The sequence below is a fragment of the Cyclobacterium plantarum genome, from assembly GCF_011290685.1.
Taxonomy (GTDB): domain Bacteria; phylum Bacteroidota; class Bacteroidia; order Cytophagales; family Cyclobacteriaceae; genus Cyclobacterium; species Cyclobacterium plantarum.
In genome coordinates, this window is the sequence record NZ_JAANYN010000002.1 from 316,426 (window position 1) to 341,025 (window position 24,600).

A 24,600-nucleotide genomic window follows, 5' to 3' on the forward strand; every position below is an offset into this window, starting at 1 on the left:
TTATTCCTTTTTGTAAATATTTGTACTTGTAAATCTTAAACTAGAAATACAGGGGCCAAATGTTTTTAAAATCAATAAATGCTCAAATTTTTTCAATGACTCTCGATAGTAACTTCTATCTGAATTATCAAAAACAAGAAATCCTCCAATTTTTAATTTATTCAATACAACATTTAGACACCTGATCCTTGACCTCCCATCTATCATTATTATATCAAAAAATCCATCACTGAATTGATCAATTGAATGTACATAATCAAAAAAATTGTATCCAAAATATCTCTTCTCATGCCTTGTTTTATAGACAATGTAATCGTCTTTCATCACAGGAATAGGTTCATAAAGTATTAAATTCACATTCCCAATCGATTTACTTTCTAATTTGCTCCTTAAGATGGTAAACCATTCTAAATTATGCTCTACCGAAAAAACAGTTTTTACTTTCTTTGAAAAGAATAAAGTTGATCCACCAGATCCATATTCAAAAACATTCATATAAGGATTAAGAATCTCTTTCTCTAAAAAATTAATACCTTCTATAGTGATCCATGGAAGTTCCCAATCAACTGCTGTTTTTTTTGAATCTTTGTTATATTTAATAAAAGAGGGAAAATATAAAATTTGCTTCAAAATAGGCCCATTTCTCTTCCAACTCTTTTTCAATTCCTTAAGGAACCTAATTAATAATTCTTTATTACTCCTTGTACAGATTAAATCTTCCATTAAAATATTTCAAAAGCCCTGAATTTCAACCAATTTTTTAAATTCTATTGTGTTTTCTTGTAAATCTTTAAAACTCCCAATACCATGAATTTCACCCTTTTTTATAAATACTATTTCGTCAGCGTGTTTTACAGTTGATAACCGATGGGCAATAATGATGATGGTCAAACTACCTTTAAGTTGGGCAATTTGATCTTGAATAATCATTTCTGTTTCTGAATCCAAGGCAGAAGTAGCTTCATCCATCATCAATAAGTCAACTTCTTTGTACAATTCTCTTGCTATGGAAAATCTTTGTTTTTGACCTCCTGACACCATAATCCCATTATTTCCCAAACGGGTATTTTCTAAGTTTGGTAGCCCTTTCACAAAATCAAATATGGATGCCTTCTCCACTGCTTTCCAAAATTTTCTTTTGTTTTCATCATCTGGCTCCGACCAAAAAGTAACATTATTAAAAACCGTATCATCAAAAATTACAGGATCTTGGGTAATATAGCCGATTTTTTTTTGGTAGGTATTTCTTTCAAGATCTACAATTGATTTTCCATCAATAGTGATAGTGCCTTGATCAGGCAATACCAATCCGGAAAGAAGATTCATCAATGTAGTTTTCCCTGAACCGCTTTCTCCTACCAAGGCCACAGTATGATTCTTCTTGATAGAAAAGGAAATATTATTTAGAATCACTGCTTCTTGGTAATGGAAGCTAACGCCCTTTAGTACAATTTCATTTTCAATTCCCCTAAAAACTTCCCTACCCTTTTTTTCTTTTCCAGATTCTAATTTTATCAAAAACTCTTGCATGTTTTCCAATGAACCGTGATTGGCCAAAAACCCATTCCAATAATTTTGTAAGCTCATCATATAGGTCAGTGCGCGATAAAAAAACAAAAGACTCAATAATACCAAATTGATACTACCCCCAAAAACATTTATTTCCAAAATAATCACGGCCACCACAACCATAATCACCAATGGCTCTCTAATTCCATTAATGAATGAACTGAGAATGCCAATTTTTTTTAGATATTCCTCAATTTCTATAACCTTATCTTTTAGCTTACAGCTAAAGTCTTTCATTTGACCAGTAGCCTTTAGGTATTTAAAAAATGCTACTTTTTGGATAAGCAAACCCTGAAAATCATGATTGCTTTCAGTCAGCTTTTTTGAAATAGCTTTTGTTTTTTTGAATATCCAAGAGTACAAAAAATTACTTAAAATACCGCCAATTATGACTAGTAAGGTAAACTGTGGATTAACAGTAAAAGCTAAACCGGTGTACACTATCACCATGATAAATCCTTGTATTGCAAAAAAATATCCGTTGTAAGCTCCCAATACTTTGTTGACTTCACCAGATACAGTATTTTGAATCCTACCCGAATCATCCAAAACAAAAGATTTGTAATTGTAATCTGTCAAAAGATCAATTTGTGAGAATCTAATTTTTCTAATAAAATGACGCTGGAGGATTACCTTGTAGTAACCTTCAAAAAATTTAACAATACCTTTTAAAATAAAAAACAATAACATGACCATCAAGACGGAGGTGATGGTCAATGAAATATTTAGTGTATTTAACCCAACCAATAAAAAATTTAAATTGCCTAAAGACCCAGCAGATTTCTCACCCCCTCCCATCATCTCCAGCAAAGGCAGAAACATGGCCAATCCCAAGCCATCTAATAATGCTACCCCGATACTCAATCCAAATGAAACAAATAGTCTAAACCCTAAAATAGAATAGAAATATAAAAAGAACTTAAAGTTTTGTTTAAACTGTGTTTTTAAAAATTCCATTATAAATTTAAAATCCTTTGATATATAAAAGTTAAAAAATACCTTGTTTTAATTTCTGCCATATTTTCAAAAGTTTTTCAATTTAGATTAACTTACTTTTGACACCATTTTTTATTGATGATTTGGGTCTTTAAATTGATTTTTGCAAATCCATTATTTTTTTAGGTTTCATTTCAGTTTTATTTTATAAAATATTTAGTTTCTCTTCAACTCAATTTCACGAATTTTTATTTTTTATAATTCTCCCCGGTACCCCAACTATAGTAACGTCGTCGGGAACATCTTTTGTTATAACCGAACCTGCTCCAATAATGACATTATTTCCAATATTAATTTTAGGAAGGACAGTAGTATTGGCCCCAATTCTTGTTTGGTTGCCAATTCTGGCATCTCCAAGAATTACAACTTTTGGGCTGATCTCACAAAACTCCCCAATCTGCACTGAATGGTGTATCTGGACCCCGGTATTGACCAACGTTCCCTTTCCGATCTGGACTAGGGAACCGATAAAACAATGGCTGAATATATCTGCACCTACAATTTTGGTGAATGGACTGATGGTGTTACGAAACCCTGAAAGGTTGACCATTTTTCCTCCAGCTTGGATAAACCTTTCATAAAACATTTTCCTGTAATTGGGTTGGCCCACTGCAAGGATAAACCTCGGGTCCTGGGCAAAATGAAATTCGATTTGTGCAAATTCCCTGATTATAACATATTTGTGCAGGAATTGGTCCTCAGAAGTAATATCATCAAAAAATTCCAACAAATCCGGAAGAGAGTCTTGGGCTAGAATATCAAAACACTCCAATGCATGTCCGCCTGCACCAGCTATTAACATATTCAATTATTTTGAACCCTCAATAACAACCTCGCAACCATCCGTTGCTCTTCCTTTGTTAAGGAATGGTAAAGCGGCAAACAAATAACCCGATCTGAAATCCGATCCGAAACGGGGCATATTCCCTCATTAAACCCAATATTATTCAAAGCAGGATAGAAATACCTTCTACTCCCAATGCCATTCTCATCAAGAACATGCATGCATTTTTTTAACTGAAGAACGTCAGTGAAAATAATTGGAAAATAGGCAAAATTGTAATTCTCTATTTGATTCGTCTCAGGATATCTAACATTTAAGCCCTTCAGTAGTTCTTTATAATAAAAAAACTGATTTTGCTTTTTCTTCTGGATTTCATCCAAATAAGGGATAACGGCCAGACCCATCCCTGCATGAAATTCCGAGTTCTTTCCATTGATGCCAATCCCATTGAATTTTTCAAACCCGTCGTGTCCGAAATTTCTTAAATACGCCATCTTTTTTAAGGTTTCCGGGCATTTGGTCATTACTGCTCCTCCTTCAATTGTATGAAAGAGTTTGGTCGCATGAAAGCTACAGGTAGATATATCCCCAAATTCGAAAATTGATTTTCCATTTACTTTCACGCCAAATGCATGTGCTCCATCATAGATTACTTTCAGCCCATGGGCGTCAGCTATCTGTTGTATCCCTTCAACCTCACAGGGAATTCCATATACATGAGTCGCCAAAATCGCCGATGTGTTGGGAGTAATCGCCGCTTCAATCATATCAGGGTCGATGGTCAACCTGTCTGCCAAAATATCAACAAATACAGGAGTGCAGCCCTCCCAGATAATTGAGGTGGTCGTTGCAACGTAGGAAAAGGGAGTGGTTATTATTTCACCTCTAAGGCCCAGGGCTTTAATTGCCAACTGAAGGGCAATGGTACCATTCGAAACAAAAAGCAAATGATCAAGACCAAGATGTTCTTTAAGCTGGAGTTCCAGCTCGTTGACCAGTGGGCCATTATTAGTCAGCCAATTCCTCTCCCAGATACCATCCAGGAACCGGTCATATTCCTCCCGGGGAGGTAAAAATGGTTTTGTTACGGGAATCATTTCTTATTACTGAGTTTTTTTGCTAAAAGTAACCACTATTCGTTATCCAAAAATCGCTGTAAAATCAAAACTGCCATCTGGAAGTTGTAATCCCTTATACGCATCTATAGGGTTTGGTATGCCATTTAAATTAATTTTTACTCCTTACTTTCAATTTTTTCTCTATTAAATTTCCATATATAGCGCCTCAGAAACCCTCCCAAACTCCCCCAACACACTCTCCACATGCCTGGCAACCAAACCAGGACCCGAAAACTCGTCCACAAACCTGCCCATAAAATGGGCAATCCGGCCTTTGTGGTGCCGGCCAATGTCCTCGGTAATATGGGGCAGCTTGTGGCGGGGCAGGATTTCTATAAAACCCGCTGACAGGGCCGTGGGAATCAACATGTGGGAGCCGTGTACGCCGATTACCAGATGGCTTTGCCGGTATATCTCATTCCACTCCCGCTCCACCGGCAGGTCAATCTGCTCCACCCGCCTATCCTGCCAGCCGCTGCCCAACCTCCCCTGCTTTCCCAGGCCCGTTACAAAAAAATTGGCATCTGGCAAAACTTTGCTGATTTTCTGGAACAGCCTTCCCATCAAACGTGCCTGCTGGTAGCAAAACAGGCCTCTCAGCAGGGATAAGCCCCCAAACTTAATGGATGCCTTGTGCAATAAATCCAAAAGGCGGCTATTCAGCCAAAACCGATCGTTTCTCCAGATAAAGGTCAGCTGTACCGGCAAGCGCCCAAAGTCCACTAAATCGAATGGTTTGGCCTGCAAAATTTTACCAAAATCCAGCTGCTCCTGATCCACATGCACGGGCACCTCACTGAGGGTCACCCTATCAAATCGTTTAAACTGAGCCTTGACCCAGAAATCCAGATGCTTCAGCCCTTTATCTATTTCCTGCAAAGGCAGGTCTACCGCCCAGATCTCCACTTTTTCATCATTGATCAACCAACTGCATCGTGCCGGCAACAAAACCGCCAGGGTTTTGGTGGGGAATTTCTTTTTCAGCAGATAAACATTCCAAATCTTGGTGAAAACATGGCCAAAGCAGGAATCCAGGCAGTTGACAAGTAGCAGCTCCCTCCCTTTTTGTACCTGAAGCAAATTTATCTCCGGTTCTCTTTCGGGTTTCTCCTGCAAGGATTTTATCAATGGAAGAGCCATCCAGGACCCTTTTGCCCTATCATACCGGTTATACTTTCCTTCATGGGAAACCACCACAGGAAAGAGGGCGGCATGAGCTATTGGCAAGGTCAAATAAAATTTTATGGTACAATTTGAGCAATCATATATGGCCAAAATATGAATGCCCTGAAAAAAAATCTCCCCGGTATGTTTGCCCAAACCACTACATTTAGGGCAGTGGCTTTCAGGTGCCTCCAATTTGGGAAAAACTTCAATCAAGGCTTACCATTTTCGAATGCCCCACCTGTTTAAAAAAAACACCAACAATGTCTTGATCCGGGTCCATCTGGCCATTTCTGTTTCCATAATGGTATATTTCACTTCAGGATTAAATACCAAAGCTGAATAAGAAAAATTGGATGGGGACAAAACCAATTCATCACAGAAAGACAAGGACAGGCAATCTAACAACGCTTCTTTTGCCAGGCAAGGCCCATCATTTCCCGCTTTGATATCGTGAATGGGTTCACCGTCGATGGACCTGCTGACATCGTGAGCCAAAACTTTACCGGGAAACCTATCTTTCAAATTCCCCAACAAGTTCTGGTCATCTGTCGCCACAAAAAGCTTGTCAAAACCCTTTAACTTTCTTTCCAATGTGTGCATAAAAACCTTTTCTGGCACAGGAGAAACCTCCATGTAGTGGTCTGTTTTCCTCCAGTGAACTCCCAACACTTTAAATGTACCAAAACTCTTTTTGACTTTCTTAATTTTTGTCTTCAGTGAATCAATTAAGGTAATTTCTTCCCTGAAAATTTGGTTCAATTCCCTAAGATGTGACCTGGCCCATATTTTCAGCGGAAACGTTTCGTATTGCTGGTTGTAGACAGCATGAAAATCTCCTTTCGGTTTTTCCTGATTCACCAGTTCATTCCAGAAATTCTCAGCGCCGGAATCTGTCGGATAGCTGGAATAGGCATACCTGACATTGCCAAAATCTACATAATAGGGAACCTTATGCCTTTTTGCAAAACCAATCCCATAAAGGGCTTGCAGGAATAAAGAAAAAAAGCCCCTTGGACAAATGCCTTGTGGGTGATTTTCACAATAAAACTCATTTTGGTAACAAGTAATGACATACAAGGCATTCCTGACCTCCAATTCCTGCCTCCTCGAAGGACTAATGGCTGACCTTTTAGGCATCACCTCCGCCGTTTTGCCAGTCATATACCCTCTCCAACTGCCGCCAGGCACCCGTGCTTATGTTATAATGGGAATGGAGAAAAGGAATGGCACCAAAACTTTCCTTCCAGCGAAAAAGGTCCCTGTTGATTTTTTTTCCTCCACATTCATTGGAATGCCCAAAATCCAGGTATTCCCTGCCTCTAGCCTGGGAGGTGCAGAGATAATGGATCAGGAAATCCAGCGCATGCTGCTTCCTGCCTGCTTCATTGGTGGCCAGGTACTGGGTATGCAAACAATTCGGCGTAAAATAAACGGTGGCACCGGCCAGGGGAAGGCCTTTGCTGTAAACCGTATATTGCCTGATATTTTCGGGATGATGGTCTTTTAAATAGCGCATCTGTTCCCTGCTATGGGTGGGCTTTTTTTGATACCGATTTTTCAAATTAGGTTCGAGTAGCTCTTCCCAAAATAAAGCAAGATCATCATCCTCCCGGATTTCCAATCCTGATTGAGAAGCCTGACGAATATTGGCCTTCCTCCCTTTGTGTTTGACCTTTAGTGGCAATTTTATGGCCAGAGACAATTCCATTTGGCGGATTTCGGCCTGAACCAAATGCATGATATAAGGCAGGGATTCTTTTGATTCTATACTGTAGAAAGAAGGAGTTGCCTTGATCTGTAACCTTTCAACTCCCTGCCCTTCATAGTACCGAAGCAGCTGTTGATACAATTGCAATTCCTGATCAAAGGAACAGGGCCTGTGGATCAGGCCGGCATAACTGAGTCCTTTGTGAGAGAAAACCTCCCGATCTTCCCGGTGGGCGGGAAAAACCGCTTCCGGGTAACCATCTTTATAAATAATCAGGGAAGCATCCCTGAAACGTCCTTCATGATAAGCCAAAAAGCTTCTTTGGTGCATTAATGTGGCATTGGCGGCCTGCTGCAGTACCCTTATCCAGTCTGCCTCCAATCCTGGATCAAATGCTTTAACTTTCCAGCGCAAATGGTTTTTTTCAAAAATCAGTGGATGTCCGGGGAATTTTTCAGACCGGGTCTCCAATGGGCAATCAAGGTTTCCTTTACCGGTTGGAAGCCTGCGCTTTTATAAAAGTTCATTGCCCGGTTATTGGCCTTTTGGGTAGAAAGACCGATTTGGGCAAAACCCAATGCATGCACCTCCTGCAATACCCTGTTCATCAATTTTCGGCCTATCCCTTTACCCTGTTCGCTGCCTCTCACCGCAAATAGATCCACATATCCACGGCCCCGCAACAAACGGAATGTGATAAAGCCCAATAAATCGCCACCCTTCCTGCCCACGATTACCCGGTGTTTCTGGGCTTTGATCGTTTCCCACCAGGTGCTGTACAATTTTTCATATTCCTGATTGGCCAGCAGTGGGTCTTGTCTGAACCTGGACCATTGCCCGCTGCTGAGCACCAACTCCCTTAGCTGCTCCTGGTCTGTTAAACTCAAGGCACCGGAAGCTTCCTGTTCGGAAAGTTGTATGATGTCCTGATTTTCATCTGGTGAATCCAGATCTGTTTTTTGAATGATTTTTACCCAGTCAACTCTGGTACTGATCGGAGACCATCCTCCCATCTTTACCAGTCCGGGTTTCCCCATCACATAAATCAGGTCAAAAGTGCTGGCCTGATCCTTAATAGCTTCCATCTTAGCAATGGCCTTGTCTAATTGCAACTTCCCTACCCTGTAGCCAAACAAAGCAGTATCAAAAGGTAAAAATTGTATCATTTCAGGTTTTTTGGTCAATAATATAAAGGGGCCGGTTCTTAACCCCTTCAAAGGTCTTTCCTACATACAAGCCTACCATACCCATGGTCATCAGGACCAATCCGGACAATACCCATAGGGAAACGATCAGGCTGGCATATCCCGGAATCACAATCAGTCCCGAAAAATAACGAATCAGTGTAACCAAAGCAAAAATAAAGCCTATAGAAGCAATAAAAAAACCCAGCTTAATGGTAAGGCGGAGGGGTTTATCAGAATAGGCCAATAAGGCGTTTAAGCCAAGGTGAAACCTGGACCGAAAACCATAACCTGATTGTAATACTGCTGATTTTCCATGTGCCACATTGTAATATCCCTGTCTGAAACCGACCCACTGAACCTGAGCCGGGAAATAACGGATGGCCTCCCTCATCTCTGAAATGGCCCGAATGACTTTCCGGTGGTAAATGCCAAAATTGCCTACGGCGGGATCCAGTCTGGTTCCGGTCATGTACCTGAAAAACCGGTAAAAAATCGCCGAAAAGGCAATTTTCCAATGTTCGTCCTTCCTGTTAGTTCTTCGGGCCATGACCACATCATAACCATGTCTGGCTTTACTCAGCAAATGGGGAATTTCCTCCGGCAAATCCTGTAGGTCTGCATCCATGACCACCGTCCATTTTCCCCGGGCAGCGTCCAGACCTGCAGCAATGGCATGGTGCTGGCCAAAATTCCTGCTCAGGCGAATTCCACTTACATCCGGAAATGTTTCGGCAGCGGCACAAATCAACTCCCAACTCCGGTCACTGCTATGGTCATCCACCAAAATCAGTTCAACCTCCGTACTGATACCTGCAAGAACTAACCGCAAACGGGTAATCAAGGCCTCCAGGGAATTGTCGGACTGGTACACCGGCACTACCACAGACAAGTATGTATTGCTTTCTTTAGTCATACCAGGTTCCTTTCAAAAACTACCAGGCCACTGAGCATGGGTTGAGGCTCTTTTTCCAGCACTACTACCCGAAGTTTTCTGTTGATTTTATCTTCTGTTTTTCGGATCAGAAATTGAAGGTAGTCCAGATTAATGTTTTCGGCTATGAGGGTGAGTTCAATGGTACCGGTGTCTTTTCCTTCTGCATAATCACCCTGAATAATGGCTTTCTGAACATTCCCCAGGTTGGAGACCACCTGCTCGATCAGGTGGTCAAAACCCAGGTATTTGCTGACAATGCTTCTGATTTCCTTATAGAGTGGATGAGAAACATTGGCCTGATAACTTTTTGTCTTGCCATTGGCTTTCCACTGCAGCAATCCCGCTTCAGATAGCCTGTTTAATTCTATCCTGACAGAATTGGTGGACTCATTGAATTCCTCCGCCAGACCCCGCAAATAGCCCCGGTTTCCGGCATTGGAAAAGAACTTGACCAATAATTTGATCCTGGTTTTTGAGGTAATCAACGAATCCAGCAAGGAGCTATCAGGAAGAAGAAAATAAACAACTTAAAAATTTAAAATGCATTAATTTAGAAGTAAAAAACATTAATATCTGTATCCAAAATTGATGCACCTGAAGCCTTTCACAGCTTCGCCACGTAATCCACATGGTATGAGTAACAAATTTACTCGAAGGATTTGTATTACCAAATTTTATCCATTTTTTTAATCCAATTTTTATAGGAGGCTGTCTGGAATTTTGGTCTTGCGGACAAAGCAACGCTGATAAAATTGTTTAATCGGTTATTTGGTTAATCGTTTAATTGTTGGGTGACCACGGATTTCCATAGATTTTTTTGGCAGATGAGATGAGAAGGGTATCGGCTCTCGTTCGATCGGACGGATACGAAAGCAGGATTGCAAATCCTGGGTTATCTGGGTTCGACATTGCAAATGTCGAACAGCCCGCATATATCCGATACTATAATAAAACATTGACCATTATTGTCAGAAGTAAGGCACTGAAAAAGAAAAGCAAATACATCCAAAAGCCTTAACGGTACTGAGGTATCAGCGGCAGAAAAGGGGTTTATCATTGAAAAATACAAAAGTACCTTCTATCTTTAAGGCTAATCTTTTAAAATAAACCTAACATCATGGAAAAAATTAAAGTAGCGGTAGTAGGTACCGGATTTATTGGTCCTGCCCATATTGAAGCCCTTAGAAGAAACCCCAACATTGAAGTAGCTGCCCTTTGTGAAGTGAATGAGGAACTGGCCAAAGCAAAAGCTGCCCAACTGGGTATAGCCAAAGCCATGCTTTTTGAGGACATGCTCAAGGATACTTCCATCAAGGCTGTACATATCTGTACGCCCAATTTTCTGCATTATGCCCAATCCAAAGCCGTACTGGAAGCGGGCAAGCATGTGGTCTGCGAAAAGCCTCTGGCCACCAGAATAGAGGAAGCAGAGGAACTGGTCAAGCTGGCCAAAAAATCGGGACTGGTCAACGCAGTTCATTTTAACCTGCGCTATTATCCCATGGTAAGGCAGATGAAGACCATGCGGGAAAGTGGTGAGCTGGGAGATATCTACAGCATTATGGGTTCCTACCTGCAGGATTGGTTGTTTCTGCAAACGGACTACAATTGGAGGCTGGAGCCGGACAAATCCGGTGATTCCAGGGCCATTGCAGATATTGGGTCCCACTTACTGGACCTGACCGAGTACGTGACCGGTTTAAAAATCACCGAGGTAATGGCGGATTTTACTACCGTGCATAAAACCCGGCTCAAACCCCTGAAAGCCATAGAGACTTACAGCGGCAAAATGCTGCAGGAATCGGATTATGAGGAGGTGCCTATCAATACGGAAGACCACGCCACCGTCATGCTGCGATTTGACAATGGCCACAAAGGTTCTGTTACCGTAAGCCAGGTAAACGCCGGACGAAAAAACAGGTTGAACATAGAAATTGCCGGTTCTAAAGCCAATTTCGAATGGTGCAGTGAAAAACCCAACGAACTTTGGATAGGAAAGCGGGAAACTGCCAACCAGCAGCTGATGAAGGACCCTGCACTCTTTACACCGGAAGCGGCGAAATTGATTGGTTTTCCCGGAGGGCACAACGAGGGGTTTCCGGATACCTCCAAGCAAATGTTTAAGGAGGTTTATGCGGCCATCAGTGAAGGAAAACAACCTGAAAATCCCTCTTATCCAACTTTTGAAGATGGCTACAGGGAATTGTTGATTTGTGAACGCATTATTGAAAGCCATAAAAAACAAGCCTGGGTGAAAATTTAATGGTTCGGTAATAACCCAAAGCTGGATTAAGTCGTTATTAAATTGTTTTTAAACCAAATGAAAAACCAAAATGAAAACATCAACCATTAAAATGCTTGGACTCTCGGGATTACTGATGATGTCAGTCCTATTCCTTTCAAAGGCTCAGACCCCTGCCAGTCCTCCAAAAACGGCAGAAGGAACCATAAACGGAGCCGAAATAACTGTCAATTACAGTAGCCCGGGTGTAAAAGGCCGGGAAATTTTCGGTGGACTGGTTCCTCTGGGAAAAGTATGGAGAGCGGGTGCCAATGAGGCGACCCTATTTGAAACGAGCAAGGACATTAAAGTAGCTGGTGAATCCTTGCCTGCCGGAAAGTACAGCTTTTTCATCATCCCCAATGAAGGTAGCAGCACCTTTATTTTCAACAAGCAAACCGGCCAATGGGGTACACAGTACGATGAAAGCCAGGATGCACTCAGGGTAAATGTTCCCTCTCAGGAAACCAGTTCTCTTACAGAAAACCTGACCTATGAGATCCATGATGACGGAATGCTCGTCAAATGGGAATATGGCCAGGCCAAAGTAGGTATAGAATAATATTTCAATGCAGCCGGAATCCCCGGCTGCCTTTTTATTTTTTTATCTTTACCCTTTCCAATAATCGTTTCCCACCATTGAAGGCTTTCCCCAAATTACCCATTCTGGAGGTCATTCCGGAATTAAAACAGCATCTCCAACAAAATCCCACCCTGCTGCTTCACGCCCCTCCCGGAGCAGGAAAAAGCACCCTTTTGCCATTGACCTTACTGGATGAAGACTGGCTAGGCGACAAAAAAATATTGATGCTGGAACCGCGGAAACTGGCCGCCAAAAGTATCGCCCAGAGGATGGCCCATCTCTTGGGGGAAACAGCAGGCCAGCGCATCGGCTACAGGGTGAGGTTTGACAGCTGTGTGGGAGAAAAAACCAAGATAGAGGTCATCACCGAAGGTATTTTAACCAGGATGATGCAGCAGGACAATGCCCTTGAAGGTGTTGGGCTTGTCATATTTGACGAGTTCCACGAGAGGAGCATCCATGCGGACCTTGGTCTGGCCCTGTGTCGGGAAATCCAGCAAATCCTGCGGCCCGACCTCAAGCTGCTGATCATGTCCGCCACCCTGGACAGTGAAGTTTTGGCAGATCAGCTAGACTGTCCCCTGATTTCCAGTAAAGGAAAGGAGTTCCCCGTAACCATTCATTACAGGCCTGGGACGGACCTGTTTCATTTACCGGATAATATCCAGGAAGTGATAGGAGAAGCCATGGCTGCCCATCCGGGGGATGTGCTTGCCTTTCTTCCCGGACAGGGAGAGATCAAAAAAGCGGCCGCAATAGTAAAAGCTCGCTTTCCCGGACTGGCAGTTTACACCTTATACGGGCAGATCGCTTTTGGCCGACAGCAAGCTGCCCTACTCCCAGATCCGGAGGGTAGGAGAAAAATCGTGCTCGCCACAGCCATAGCAGAAACCAGCCTTACCATAGAGGGGATTCAGATCGTGGTCGATGGGGGCTTTATGCGCACAGTTACCTTCAATCCCAATTCCGGACTCAACAGGCTGATTACACTTCCCCTAACGCAAGATACTGCCACCCAAAGAGCGGGGCGCGCCGGAAGGATTGGTCCCGGACATTGCTACCGGCTATGGTCCAAAGCAAGCCAGGAAAAACTGCTCCCTTTCAGGCAACCTGAAATCCTGGAAACCGACCTGGCTTCCCTGGCATTGGAGCTTCACAAATGGGGCATAAACGATTATCAACACCTGCAATGGATCAGTCCTCCACCCCAGGGGCATTGGCAGCAGGCTGTATCCTCACTTGAGCACCTGGGAGCCATTGAAAATGGAAGGATCACTCCCCATGGATTGGCCTTACATGTCATTCCCGCACATCCCAGAATTGCCCATCTTTTGGTTTACAGCCAGGAGATCGGACAGGAAAGTCTGGCCACTGATCTGGCTGCTTTGCTGGAAGAAAAAGATCCCCTTCCCTCTTCTCTGGGATTGGATATCAATCTGAGAATTGAGGGATTAAGGAGATACAGGCAATCTTCCGGCAAGCAAAGCGCTTTTAGTAAAATTGAGAAAGTAGCACAAGCTTACCGGAAAATCCTGGGGGCTCCTATCTCCAATAAACCTGTGGACCCCTACATGACAGGTATCCTGCTGGCCCAGGCATTTCCGGAAAGGATCGCTTCTGCCAGGCCGGGAAACCAGGCACATTTTCAGCTGGCCAATGGGAAAATTGCCGCCATGGACCGAAAGGATGACCTGGCCCGGGAACCCTGGATTGCCATTGCTCAGCTACATGAAGGAACAGGAGTGGGGAAAATTTTTCTGGCCTCAGTGCTTTCTCCCCAGGATTTGAAGCCCATGATCAAAATAAAACCCCGGATATACTGGGACGAGCAGGAGGAAATGGTCCTGGCGGTAGAGGAATGGAAAATCGGTCAGATTCTGCTTCAAAAGAAAAGACTAGCCTCCCCTGACAAGGCTGAGGTAATGCAGGCTATCTTGGAAATGTTAAAAATTTCCGGCAAAAAGTGGCTGAAATTCGACGATAAGGTGGAGCAATGGCAGAACCGGATCCTGAGCCTACGGGTATGGAATGGGCCGGATTACTGGCCGGACGTGAGTACAATACAGCTGTTAAAAACGGTAGATAACTGGCTTGAACCCTACCTGAGCGATGTGAAATCCGGTCAGGAGCTTTCCAGGCTACCTTTGGAGGAAATATTACAAAACAGCCTCAGTTATACCCAGCAACAGGAACTCAATAAATTGGCTCCGGAAAAAATACACCTGCCGAGCGGGTCCTATGCAAAGGTTTCGTATTTCTCCTCCGGAGAACCACCCGTCCTGGCTGCCAGATTACAGGAGCTTTTTGGCTGGAGTAAAACACCAAGGATCAATGAGAACAAAACTCCCTTGCTGGTACATCTCTTGTCACCCGGCTTTAAACCGGTACAAGTCACCCGGGACCTGGAGAATTTCTGGAATCAAACGTATCATGAGGTAAAGAAAGAACTAAAAAGAAGGTACCCCAAACACCACTGGCCGGATGATCCCTGGGAAGCACAGGCTGTGAGCGGTGTCAAAAGGAAGAAATAGGAGTGCAAAAGCGGGATATTTTTTTCGGGGTCTGATGTACGGATCGTCGAACATATTTCGCCCTTACAGGGCTTGGGCTACGATAGCGGATACTATCCCAGGGCTTCACCCTGGGTTTCGATATTGCGCACTTTCAGTGCTTGGGTGCAGACTAATTTCGCTTGCGGTTTACCCAAATAAGCTTTCTAAATACTGATTGATTTCCTGTTAGTTTGGCTACAACTCTTTTATTTAACCAAGCCTTCCAGGCACAAAACACCCTGAAAATAGATAGATCCCATTCGAAGAAATCTGTACTATTTCTGTGTAAATCTTTAGATGGATCAATTTGTCTATATTCGATGCCCCCTTCAAAAAAGCTCCGTTAGGAGCGGCCGATGTAATAACAATGGGTTTTAGCCCATTGTTAATGGCCAGCCACCCACATCAGAGTGCCGTAGGTACGACCCATATCCTTTGCCCCGGAAATGATTAAATTCTGAGTTTGGAGAAAAATTTTTGTAAAATTTACGTAAAAATCCCCCTTGATCCCTCCGCCGCGGCGGAGGGAGTATGGATTTTCAAATTTGGAAGTTTGCTTCTGGTTTTGCATCTGGTATTACCGCTATAAGGATACAATGTCAACCTTCCTCGCTGCGACAAGCTCCGTTAGGAGCGGCCGATATAATAACCATGGGGTTCAGCCCATGGTTATTCGCCAACCGTCTACCTTAGAGTGCCGTAGGTACGACCCATCAAAGTTGAAAGTTTACGGTTCCTGTTTTGCATCTTGTCTGACCACTTGAAGGATTACAGGTCAGCCTTGCCTCCTCCTATCAAAAACATCCCACTAAAAAAATTCTGTGCTCATCTGTGTCAATCCGTGGTGAATCATTTTTCCTTCTTAACCAAAACTTATCAAAAAATTAACTGCACAGGCGGAGAAACTTATTACATTGGGCCAAAATATCACCCTGTCGGTAGTCCCATTTATTAAATGACAGTAGATTATAAGCATAGGTGCTTTATCCCGGAGAACTCAATAAAGCCCGGTTTGAAACCTATAACTGAATTTCGTAACTTACAACACCTATTGCCCAAACAAAATCCAAAGTAAATGAAAAACCTGCTTTTCTCCCTGATCTTGATAGTGGCCTTTCAAGTGGCATTGGCTCAAGAGTACCGGGTATACAAGGCTCCTACCTTCCGAGAGGAATGGAGCAAGCCTACCTATTACCCCGACCGAATTGTCCTTAATTTTGGAGAGGATCCCTCCAGCCAGGCTAGCGTAACCTGGAGAACAGATACGAGTATAGAAAATGCCTATGCGGAAATCGCCGTAGCCGATGGGGCACCAAAATTCTGGAGAAGTGCCAAGACTTTTGAAGCGAAAACGGAATTGCTGGATGCCAGTGACGTAGAGGTGGCCAATGTACAGGCCCACTATCATTCGGTGAGTTTTAAGGACTTGAATCCAGGTACCATATACGCCTATCGTGTGGGTGATGGAGAAACCTGGTCGGAATGGATTCAATTTAGTACTGCTTCTGAGGACAAGGAAAGTCCTTTTGCCTTCCTCTATGTGGGAGATACACAGAATTATATATTGGAATTGTGGGCCAGGCTGATACGGGAAGGCTACCGAAAGGCACCAGATGCCAAATTTATCATCCATGCAGGTGATCTGGTCAATGTGGCGCACAGGGAAACCGAATGGCATGAATGGTTTACAGCCGGAGGTTTTATCCACAGCATGGTACCTTCTGTAGTAACTCCGGGAAACCATGAATACCGCAGTATCCCTGAGCTGGACGGAGAGGATGCAGATCGCCGCCTGTCGGTACAATGGAGGCCTCAATTTACATTGCCAGAAAATGGGCCCGAAAATGTGGCTGAATTGGATGAAACGGTCTATTATATGGATTACCAAAACACGAGGATTATTGTCCTGAATAGCAATGTATTTCAGGCAGAGCAAATCCCATGGCTGGAGAAGGTCCTGTCAGAGAATCCAAAGAAATGGACCATTGTCACTTATCACCATCCTTTATTTTCAGCTTCAGAGGGCAGGGAAAACACCCGGCTCAGAGAAGCCTGGAAACCGCTATTTGACAAATACCAGGTGGATCTGGCCTTGCAGGGACACGACCACAGCTATGCACGGGGAAGGGTCTCTCCGGAAGACAATGTGATGGATGGGGTCAATGCCAGGGACAAAACAGGAACCGTATATGTGGTTTCTGTGAGCGGGGGGAAAATGTACGGATTGAAAAAAAATGCCTGGGAGGATTATGAAGCCGAAAGGGATCGCGCTGCAGAAAACACCCAACTTTTTCAGGTCATCAACATTGAAGGAGATAAGCTGAGTTTTGAATCATACACGGCCATTGGAGAGCTCTATGATGCTTTTGATCTGGAAAAGCAGGAAGATGGCACCAATAAATTTATCGAAAGAAAATCCGAAGCGGTTGAGGAAAAAAGGTTTTCCAACACCATTCCCTACGAAGATCCTCTCCCGGGAAATCTGGAATCGATCCTGCTCTCAAAATATCCCGGGCATGAAGTCACCCGAGTGTCAGCAAGAAGAGAAGATGACATATTGCATTTCAATGTTCGCCTGGAAAAAGACGGAGAAAGGAAAGAGCTCAGCATTGACGAGAATGGAAATATCAGTGAATAAGGGTTGCGGAATTACCTGACAGTTGCGAAAGAAATCCCCCAGCCCCCTTTGGGAAAGGGGGATTTTCTGAAAAGGGAATTTTTTGCTGAAATTGGGTAATGTATTCGGGCTGCTGGAAGTCAAGCCTTTTGAAAAAAATCTGTGCTAATCTATGTCCATTTGTGGTGAAATATTTTGTTTATATCCTGGCATGTTCGATTTTTTAATTTTATTCCTCCGGTAAAGCGAAGGCCACATAAGCATCTCCGGCAGGGGTGCCCAGGCGATTGGCTCCTCCTGCGGCAATCACTACATATTGCCTGCCTTCCACCTCATACACCGAAGGAACTGCGTAACCTCCGGCGGGTAATTGGTATTCCCATAACACTTCGCCTGTGTCTGCGTCAAAGGCACGGAACTTTTCATCGGCAGATCCTCCAATAAAAACTATCCCGCCAGCTGTAGCGACACAACCCCCAAAATTCTGCGTACCGGTAGGGGCTACTCCCCTTTCTTTCAGCTCGGGATACTCTCCGAGAGGCACCTTCCATTTGATGGATTGGGTTTTTAAATCTATCGCATTCAGCGTTCCCCAGGGAGGCCTGCTGGCAGGAAAGCCTTCCTCATCTGTGAAAATACGGAAACCCTGCAAAACATAGCGGTCCAAGGGTGTTTCAACGGCTACCTGCTCCTGATTAGAACTACCAGTTTCCACTTCCAGCAAGTAATCCAAAAGTGCCTCCAACTCCTGTGTATCGAAGCCACTAAAAGCAGGCATCACCCCATTTCCGCCGGTGATGATAGTCCTGGCTGATTCCCGGTCATGTCTGTCAGGCAGCCCGGTGAGTGCCGGGTAGGCTTCTCCCAAGCCCTGCCGGTCCGCTCCGTGGCAATTGGCACAGTTGGACAGGTAAATGCGCTGACCCGGACTTAAACTATTGAAAGCCCCTTCTTCCTGATTTTCTGACAGGCTCCTCAATTGCAAAATCATGGGGATTTCATTGGCGTTGACATAGATCATCTGATTGACAGGATCATAGGACAATCCTCCCCACAACATACCTCCCCGGGTGGCTGGGAAGGTAAGTGTCCCTTCCAGGCTGGGTGGGGTATAAAAACCCTCATTGCGATATTTTTTAAATTCAGCCTTTGCATATTCCGCTGCAGCTTCAGAAATGTTGGTCAAATAGCTGCTGTCCAGTCCCTGAGGTACAATGGTAATGCCTTGATCAAACTTTTGGGTTGGATGGGCCACTTCCCCGGGAACATAAGACGGAGGAACAGCCTTTTCTTTCACCTCCATCAGAGGCTTGCCGCTAATGCGATCCAGCAAGATCAACTCTCCCATTTTGCTGGGTTGTACCAGGGCATGAACGGTCTTTCCGTCCATGGAGAAGTCCACAAGGGTAGGCGCACAGGGCAGGTCATAATCCCATACATCATGGGTAACTGCTTGGTAGTGCCACTGCCGCTTGCCAGTACCTGCATCCAGCGCAATTATGGAATTGGCAAACAAGTTTTCTCCCAGTCTGTTTGCCCCATAAAAATCGTAGGTAGGAGATCCGGTGGACACATAGACCCATCCCTTTTCCTCATCCAGGCTCATGCCTCCCCAGTTATTGGTACCGCCATAGTTTTCTTCCTCCACCCATCTCCAGGTATCGTGGCCGTATTCTCCTTCCTGGGGAATGGTATGGAATATCCATTGGAATTCCCCTGTCTTAGCCGAATAGGCCCTGATATGGCCGGGTGAGGCATTGTAACCCTCACCGGTAGCGGACCCAATGATCAGCAAATCTTTGTAAATGATTCCGGGAGTATTTAATCCAATGGAAAGGGATTCGGGGTCTTTGCCCAAATCCTGCCTTAAATCCAGCTTTCCACCTTCACCGAATTCCTCCACCAGTTCCCCGGTTTCGGCATTCAGAGCAAACAACCAATGACCTACGGGCATAAAAATCCGGGTTTTGCCCCCATCGGTAAAAGCCGTTACACCTCTGTTGACACCACCCGATACCCCAAATGCCTCAGGGTCAAAACGCCACAGTTCTTTTCCACTCGATGCTTCCAAAGCAATTAAATCCAATTGGGGAGAGGAGACATACATGGTGTTGCCAAGAATTATGGGATTGCATTCCATGGGGGTGCGTTCCCGTTTATCCCCGGTATGAAAGGTCCAGGCGGGTTGGAGCAGGTGTACATTGTCTTTGTTGATGGTTTGCAAACCGGAATATTGGACAGCGCTTTTAGATCCCCTGTAGTGTTCCCAGGTCTGATGGATATCTTCCTGCTTACCGGTAGAACAGCCCAGAGCAATCAGGGCCAACATCAGGATTAGAGAGCTCTTTACTGGCATAGTATTCATAATATTTTAATTAAGTGACCAAAACCAAATGCACCTATTTTTTCATCAGGGCCAAAATTTAAGCAGACTGGTGGAAAAAAAGATACCTTCCTTTCCTCTACCCTGCAATCCGTGTAATTAGCTCCATTAATATCAGGGTTGATTCGCAGATTGGATTTTTTCTTCGAAGGGCCATTCCGGATCCTCCACCCTTGACTCCTCCATCAGGGCCTTTATTTCAGTTACCAATTCCGGATGCGCTTCACTCAGGTCATTTTTTTCACCGGGATCGTTTTCCAGGTCAAATAAAAGGATGTCTTCATTGCCTTCAAAAACATTCAATTTGATCCCCTTCCATTTGCCTTTCCGAATGGCCTGCTTGCCACCTTGCTCGTGAAATTCCCAATACAAGCGATCATGTGCCTCCTGCTGCCCTTCACCCAGAAGTGTGGGCAAAAACGAAATGCCATCCACACTTTTTTCCAATTCAACGCCAATCAGATCCGCAAAAGTGGGCAAAATGTCCCAAAAAGCACTGATATGATCCGTTTGGCTTCCCGCCTTTACTTTAGCAGGCCAGCTGGCTATCATGGGTACGTGAATGCCCCCTTCATGTAAATCCCGCTTGTAACCCTGAAAGGGACCATTGCTGTCAAAAAAATCGGGATCTGCCCCTCCCTCCAGGTGGGGACCGTTGTCGGAAGTAAATACGATCAGCGTGTTTTCCAAAATACCAAGGGATTCAAGACTGGCTACAATCTCCCCTACCTGATTGTCTAATAAAGTAACCATAGCTGCGAAGGCTGCATGGGGATAAGTTTGGGAGCCATATCCGCCCATTTTATAGCGAGGATGTTCCGGGTCATCCAGGCCTTGATAGGGACGTTCGGGGCCAAGCAAACTTTCAAATTGGTAGGGTGGCTCTGGTGTAGTTCTTTTAAGAAACCTCTCCATATATTCCTGAGGTGCTTTCAGTTCAGCATGAGGTATGATGGATGGCATATACAGGAAAAAGGTCGTATCTCGATTGTTTTTTATAAATTCAATTCTCCGCTGCTGAATCAAAAGTGGTGCATACTGACCTTCATCGGTCCCCTGGTTTCCCTCGAGAGTCAGGATGTTCTCATTGTCAAACAGCTCCCTGGGATAATAATTGTGGGCAATGGTCTGGCTGTTGTAACCGAAAAAAACATCAAACCCCTGCTTTAGCGGATCTCCGCTGGATCCTGGATAGCCCAATCCCCATTTGCCAAAAGCACCGGTGACATAGCCTGCCTTTTTAAGGACCTTAGGTAGGGTTTGGGTACCAGTAGCCAGGGGAAACTGCCCTCCATTCAGGCCCCGATTGCCCCTGACCTGGGTATGCCCCGTGTGGAAACCGGTCATTAAGGCAGAGCGTGAGGGGGCGCAAACCGTGGATCCCGCATAATGCTGGGTAAAAACCATTCCCCGGGCCGCAAGTTGGTCAATATGGGGCGTCTGGAATTTTTTCTGTCCTAGAAAACTCAGGTCTCCATAACCCAGGTCATCGGCCAGGATATAAATGATATTGGGCTTTTTATCCGGATCCTCTGCCTTTTCGGTCGCCGGCCCGCAGGCAGCCACCCCTACTGATAGCAGGGCAAATACCAAAAATTTAGCAGTAATCTGTTGCAATTGGATTTCCATATTGAGTTATTTATTTAGTTGGAGGAATCGGCATACAAGCCGGTATTTCCTTTTTCCAGGAGCGGCATCAATTGAGCAACGATTTCAGGATGTTCAGCTGCCACATTTACTGTCTCCATGGGATCGTTTTGGTGGTCATAAAGTTCTATGGTCGGCTCGGCTTCCCTGAAATACTTAACGAGCCGGTACCGTTGTGTACGCATGGAGATACCGTTTCTAAAGTAGCTGAAAGCCTGGGCGGCTCTGGCACCGTCTTCCCCAGCCGTAATCAGGGGAACCAGACTTTGGCCGTCCAGCGGGAAATCAACTGGAATGCCGGTGAGTTCCATCAGGGTGGGATACAGGTCAATGCTACTGACCGGCATTTCCGTCCCGATTCTTCTGGGGATCATTCCTGGAACTTTGATCAGAAGGGGACTACGAAGCGCCATTTCAAAATTGGTGTGCTTGCCCCAAATCCGGTGGTCTCCCAAATGCCAGCCATGGTCTCCCCAGACCACGATGATGGTGTTGTCTGCCAACCCTTCGGATTCCAGGGTTTCCAGCACTTTCCCTACCAGTGCATCGCTGTAGCTGACAGCGGCATAGTAGGCATGACGGAGTTTTCGGGCATAATCATCCGTAAGTTTTTGGTCCAGGCCTGCCTTCTCTTCTCCCAATTGGTAAGAATTGAATTCCCCGCTCTCCTGAAGGCTGTTGGGGTGTACGTTTTCCGGCAATTCGGGAAAAGGTGAAAGTGGGATATCCTCCCTATCATACAGGTCCCAGTATTTTTTCGGTGCTGTAAAGGGCAGATGGGGCTTAAACAAGCCCAATCCCATAAAAAAGGGTTGGTCCTTATCTGAAAGTTCTTTTAGCTTTCTTACGGCCAGTTGGGTAGAAAGGCCATCCGGATAACCCAGGTCATCTACCTCTCCGGCTTCATAGGGTTTGACCTGCTTGTTTTTCCCCTGCCTGTTGGAGCCATCTGCATAGCCAAAAAAGGCATTCCATCCGGTTTCCCATTTTCCTGGATCAAAGAGCATCTCATCCCAGCTATGTGGCATTTCCATTTTGGCCCCTTCCGGGCTTTCTTCGTAGCCATACCAGAGGCCATCCACCGAATGGCTGATTTTCCCGATGCCTACGGTATAGTAGCCATTTCTTTTAAAGTGATGCACAAAACTTTCCGGCCGCTCCCTTTCAGGTTCATTGGACATAAACTGTTCTATTGCGGAATTCTGCAGGTGCTGCCTGGACCGGGGCCATAAGCCGGTCAATATGCTGCAGCGGGAGGCTCCGCAGGTAGGCACCTGTACATAATGATTTTCAAATAGGGTGCCTTGCAGGCCAATGGCATCCAGATTTGGCGTCTGGATGATATCATTGCCATATACCCCCAGTTCGGGGCGCAAGTCGTCAATGGCAATAAAAAGGACATTGTAGGGCTTCTTTTCGGCGGCTGGCCCCTTACAGGAAAATAAAAGGAAAAAACTTAAACAGCAAAGGGCAAGTACAAAGGTTTTGGTCATTGGGATGAATATTAATCCTGAAATAAGGGTGAAGTACAGGGTTAAATATAGGGGGAAATCAGTAAAATTAAAATAATGCTGTGTTAAACGGGGAAATTCTGAGTTTCAATTTTTAGACCTGCACCTTCTTAAAATGATAAGCTCGTGTTGCAGCACCGGGTCTCCGGGACTTTTTATAAACGGATTGGTCTTAATTTGAATTTAAGGGTATCGGATCCCGGGGGTGCCTGAAGGGGAATGACGGACCTTTTATGAAGAGAAAACTGTTGATGAAAAGTGGATTCAATTGGCTCTCACTATGATCAATCCCTCCAATCCCTGTCTAACGAACTACCTCCTGCCTCTCCGGTCAACATAGCGCATGATTCCCGATATAATAAGTTCCACAATATCAACTTATCCTTATTCAACAGGATTAGCAGCCACACCTTCAAAAGTCATTACAATGGGTTTGATGGTGCCATCTTCATTAAATTCCATCACATCAATGCAAGTGACACGGTGATCCCGGTCTTCGTTAGGAATGGGTCGGCGGTGGTAAACGATGTACCAGTCATCTGTACCGGGTTTATTTATCGCCGAATTATGCCCCGCTCCCGTTGCGATACTGTCCTTTTCTAAAATGGTTCCGATACGCTCGAAGGGCCCTGTTGGTTTGTCGGCCATGGCATAGGCTACTTTGTAGCTCTCATTTGTCCAGCCACCTTCAGACCACATCAGGTAATAAATGCCGTTTCTGAGAAACATAAAGGGCCCTTCAACATAACCCTCGGGCGTGATTTCATGAAAAAACTGCCCATCTTCCCAAGGATCAAACCCGGTGAAATCCGCATTGAGTTTCCCCAAATTGCAATGCCCCCAACCTCCATAAAAGAAATAATGGGTTCCATCTACATCTTTAAAGACAGATTGATCAATCGGCTGAGCTCCATGATAAAAGTCCGAAAGCAAAGGTTTACCCAGATAATCTTTAAATGGGCCTCCAGGAGAATCGCTGACAGCGATACCGATTCCTCCGGTATGGTTGATATCATTATTGGGATCATATCCGGGCCGTTCGGGGGTAAGAATGTCATTTGCGGCGAAAAATAGAAAATATTTACCCTCCTTTTGGATGGCGGAAGGAGCCCACATGGCTTGCCTTGCCCATTTGATGGCAGCAGTATCGAGAATTCGATCGTGCTTTTCCCAATTGACCAAATCCTTGGATGAAAAAGCATCGAAATGAAGTTGGTTTTCAAAGCGAGCTGAAAAAGTCGGATAAATCCAGTATTCCTCTCCAAAAACCACCCCTTCCGGATCGGCATACCAACCTTCGAAAATGGGATTTCCGGAAAATTGTGGAGCAGCATCCTGTTTTTCTTTTTTGGGAGAGCAGGCCATGGCCAGGGTGAAAAGGAAGAGCGCAAAGTGGGTTTTCATAGTATAACAGATTTTAAAAACTAAAAATAGTAGATTTATAAGGGAGAAGTGCAATTTCTTTTAAAAAGATCTAAATCCATTAAATGTAGGAAAAATGATTTTTCAGTGAGGAGGAGTTGATATAAAATCGATTTTAACAAAAGGCTCAACAAGGGAAAG

General features: G+C 44.5%; 18 protein-coding genes. 4 read left to right on the forward strand and 14 right to left on the reverse strand.

Translation table 11 applies throughout. From position 1 onward, the window contains the following. The 10 genes from G9Q97_RS05365 to G9Q97_RS05410 form a co-directional block, all read right to left on the reverse strand. A complete protein-coding gene (locus G9Q97_RS05365) occupies positions 1–723 on the reverse strand; it encodes a class I SAM-dependent methyltransferase (RefSeq protein ID WP_166143891.1) in 723 nt (240 codons plus the stop codon). Between the two features lie 9 nt (positions 724–732). Beyond that, the gene (locus G9Q97_RS05370; RefSeq protein WP_166143892.1) at positions 733–2,526 is read right to left on the reverse strand and encodes an ABC transporter ATP-binding protein; all 1,794 of its coding nucleotides are present in this window, start codon (positions 2,524–2,526) and stop codon (positions 733–735) included. A gap of 217 nt (positions 2,527–2,743) precedes the next feature. Next, the gene (locus G9Q97_RS05375) at positions 2,744–3,367 is read right to left on the reverse strand and encodes an acetyltransferase (protein ID WP_166143894.1); all 624 of its coding nucleotides are present in this window, start codon (positions 3,365–3,367) and stop codon (positions 2,744–2,746) included. A gap of 2 nt (positions 3,368–3,369) precedes the next feature. Next, positions 3,370–4,446, reverse strand: a complete 1,077-nt coding sequence (locus tag G9Q97_RS05380; protein ID WP_166143895.1) for a DegT/DnrJ/EryC1/StrS family aminotransferase — start codon at positions 4,444–4,446, stop codon at positions 3,370–3,372. Between the two features lie 165 nt (positions 4,447–4,611). Further along, positions 4,612–5,694, reverse strand: a complete 1,083-nt coding sequence (locus G9Q97_RS05385; RefSeq protein ID WP_166143897.1) for a hypothetical protein — start codon at positions 5,692–5,694, stop codon at positions 4,612–4,614. 156 nt (positions 5,695–5,850) lie between these two features. Beyond that, complete coding sequence (locus tag G9Q97_RS05390; RefSeq protein WP_166143898.1) at positions 5,851–6,771, reverse strand: O-fucosyltransferase family protein; 921 nt, start codon at positions 6,769–6,771, stop codon at positions 5,851–5,853. Beyond that, positions 6,764–7,756: a GNAT family N-acetyltransferase gene (locus tag G9Q97_RS05395; RefSeq protein ID WP_166143900.1), complete on the reverse strand. Its 993-nt coding sequence runs from the start codon at positions 7,754–7,756 to the stop codon at positions 6,764–6,766. Before G9Q97_RS05395 ends, G9Q97_RS05390 begins: the two co-directional genes overlap by 8 nt. 17 nt (positions 7,757–7,773) lie before the next feature. Beyond that, positions 7,774–8,508: a GNAT family N-acetyltransferase gene (locus tag G9Q97_RS05400; protein WP_166143902.1), complete on the reverse strand. Its 735-nt coding sequence runs from the start codon at positions 8,506–8,508 to the stop codon at positions 7,774–7,776. Between the two features lies 1 nt (position 8,509). Then, positions 8,510–9,442: a glycosyltransferase family 2 protein gene (locus G9Q97_RS05405; protein WP_166143904.1), complete on the reverse strand. Its 933-nt coding sequence runs from the start codon at positions 9,440–9,442 to the stop codon at positions 8,510–8,512. Beyond that, on the reverse strand, positions 9,439–9,918 hold the full coding sequence (locus G9Q97_RS05410) for an ArsR family transcriptional regulator (RefSeq protein ID WP_317168721.1): 480 nt from the start codon (positions 9,916–9,918) through the stop codon (positions 9,439–9,441). The genes G9Q97_RS05405 and G9Q97_RS05410 overlap by 4 nt, the downstream gene beginning before the upstream one ends. 662 nt (positions 9,919–10,580) lie before the next feature. Here G9Q97_RS05410 and G9Q97_RS05415 point away from each other — a divergent pair. The 4 genes from G9Q97_RS05415 to G9Q97_RS05430 all read left to right on the forward strand — a co-directional run bounded on the left by G9Q97_RS05415 (position 10,581) and on the right by G9Q97_RS05430 (position 17,517). Further along, positions 10,581–11,726 (forward strand): Gfo/Idh/MocA family protein, encoded by a 1,146-nt coding sequence (locus G9Q97_RS05415; protein ID WP_166143908.1) that lies wholly within the window; start codon positions 10,581–10,583, stop codon positions 11,724–11,726. Positions 11,727–11,796: 70 nt separating this feature from the next. After that, complete coding sequence (locus G9Q97_RS05420; protein WP_166143910.1) at positions 11,797–12,306, forward strand: DUF2911 domain-containing protein; 510 nt, start codon at positions 11,797–11,799, stop codon at positions 12,304–12,306. A gap of 77 nt (positions 12,307–12,383) precedes the next feature. Then, a complete protein-coding gene (gene hrpB, locus G9Q97_RS05425; RefSeq protein WP_246255440.1) occupies positions 12,384–14,858 on the forward strand; it encodes an ATP-dependent helicase HrpB in 2,475 nt (824 codons plus the stop codon). A 1,096-nt stretch (positions 14,859–15,954) separates the two neighbouring features. Beyond that, positions 15,955–17,517, forward strand: coding sequence for a purple acid phosphatase family protein (locus tag G9Q97_RS05430; protein ID WP_166143914.1), 1,563 nt, complete (start codon positions 15,955–15,957; stop codon positions 17,515–17,517). Positions 17,518–17,725: 208 nt separating this feature from the next. On the opposite strand, the gene G9Q97_RS05435 is transcribed toward G9Q97_RS05430, so the two are convergent. The 4 genes from G9Q97_RS05435 to G9Q97_RS05450 form a co-directional block, all read right to left on the reverse strand. After that, positions 17,726–19,852 carry a pyrroloquinoline quinone-dependent dehydrogenase gene (locus G9Q97_RS05435; protein ID WP_166143916.1) on the reverse strand — a complete coding sequence of 709 codons (2,127 nt, stop codon included), beginning with the start codon at positions 19,850–19,852 and terminating at the stop codon, positions 17,726–17,728. A gap of 141 nt (positions 19,853–19,993) precedes the next feature. Next, on the reverse strand, positions 19,994–21,508 hold the full coding sequence (locus G9Q97_RS05440) for an arylsulfatase (protein WP_166143918.1): 1,515 nt from the start codon (positions 21,506–21,508) through the stop codon (positions 19,994–19,996). 14 nt (positions 21,509–21,522) lie between these two features. Beyond that, positions 21,523–23,019: a sulfatase gene (locus G9Q97_RS05445; protein WP_166143920.1), complete on the reverse strand. Its 1,497-nt coding sequence runs from the start codon at positions 23,017–23,019 to the stop codon at positions 21,523–21,525. 402 nt (positions 23,020–23,421) lie between these two features. Further along, a complete protein-coding gene (locus G9Q97_RS05450) occupies positions 23,422–24,441 on the reverse strand; it encodes a glycoside hydrolase family 43 protein (RefSeq protein ID WP_166143922.1) in 1,020 nt (339 codons plus the stop codon). Positions 24,442–24,600 lie beyond the last annotated feature (159 nt).